Origin of the sequence: Nocardia carnea (assembly GCF_029869215.1) — a bacterium.
Taxonomy (GTDB): domain Bacteria; phylum Actinomycetota; class Actinomycetes; order Mycobacteriales; family Mycobacteriaceae; genus Nocardia; species Nocardia carnea_B.
Genome location: NZ_JARWPM010000145.1, coordinates 1 through 1284, shown reverse-complemented (window position 1 = coordinate 1284; position 1284 = coordinate 1). Strand labels below are relative to the sequence as shown.

Sequence of the window (1284 nt, the reverse complement as noted above, 5' to 3'; positions counted from 1 at the left end):
GAGGATCTGCGACATGAACGGCAGCACCGGCATCTCACCGACCCCACCACCGGGCAGTTCGGCCAGCCGCTGTTCCTCCGCGTCCCCCACCTGCGCGATTTCGGCGAGCGCCGCGACCGTCCGATGCTCGAACACCTCCCGGGGGGTGAACGCGATACCGCGGGTACGCGCCCGCGACACCAATTGGATCGACAGAATGCTGTCCCCGCCGAGTGCGAAGAACGAATCGTCGGCGCCCACCCGTTCCACACCCAGCACCTCGGCGAACACCTCGGCCACGATCTGCTCGGCCGGAGTCGACGGCGCCCGGAACGCGCGCGCTTCGAAAACCGGTGCCGGCAGAGCCTTACGATCCAGCTTGCCGCTGCTGTTCAGCGGCAGTTCTGCCAGCACCACCAAGGCTTCGGGCACCATGTACGACGGCAGGCGACCCACCAGATCGGTGCGCAACGCATCGGTGTCGATCGCGGCGCCGGCGGACGGCACCACATAACCCACCAACTGATCGCCGGCGGGAGTATCGCCGCGCACCACCACCACGGCCTGTCCGACCCCATCGGTATCGGTGAGCGCGGTTTCGATCTCGCCGAGTTCGATACGCAGCCCACGCAACTTCACCTGGAAGTCGGTGCGGCCCAGATACTCCAGTTCTCCCTCGGAATTCCAGCGCACCAGGTCGCCGGTGCGATACATCCGCTCACCGGCGCCGTACGGATTCGCCACAAAACGATCCGCGCTCAGATCCGGCCGCGCCACATAACCACGCGCCAACTGAGTACCGGCCAGGTACAGCTCACCCGCGACACCCACCGGCACCGGCCGCAACCGGCCGTCCAGCACATACACCCGGGTGTTGAACACTGGCGCACCGATCGGCACGATCGTCGTATCCGCGTCGGTAACTTCGTGATACGTGACGTCGACCGCGGCCTCGGTCGGACCGTACAGGTTGTGTACCGCGGTACCGGTGAGCTCCCGCAACCGCTGCGCCGGTTTCGGCGGCAACGCCTCACCGGAGGAGAACACCATCCGCAGCGAACCACAGGGCGCGCGGTGACCTCCCGCGGCAGCCGGTTCGGGAAGTGAACCGACGAAGGCACTCAACATCGACGGCACGAAATGCGCCACCGTCACGCCCTCGGCGTCGATGACCTCGGCCAGGTAGGCGGGGTCGCGATGACCGTCCGGTTTCGCCACCACCAACCGCGCACCGATCTGCAACGGCCAGAAGAACTCCCACACCGACACATCGAACGTCGACGGCGTCTTCTGCAGCACCACGTC

The 1284-nt window shown here is 66.6% G+C and carries 1 protein-coding gene; it reads right to left on the bottom strand.

Annotation, left to right across the window (positions count from 1 at the left end; translation table 11 throughout):
* Nucleotides 1-1284: AMP-binding protein (locus QH276_RS09490; RefSeq protein ID WP_280398824.1), on the bottom strand; the 1284-nt coding region annotated here is incomplete at both ends.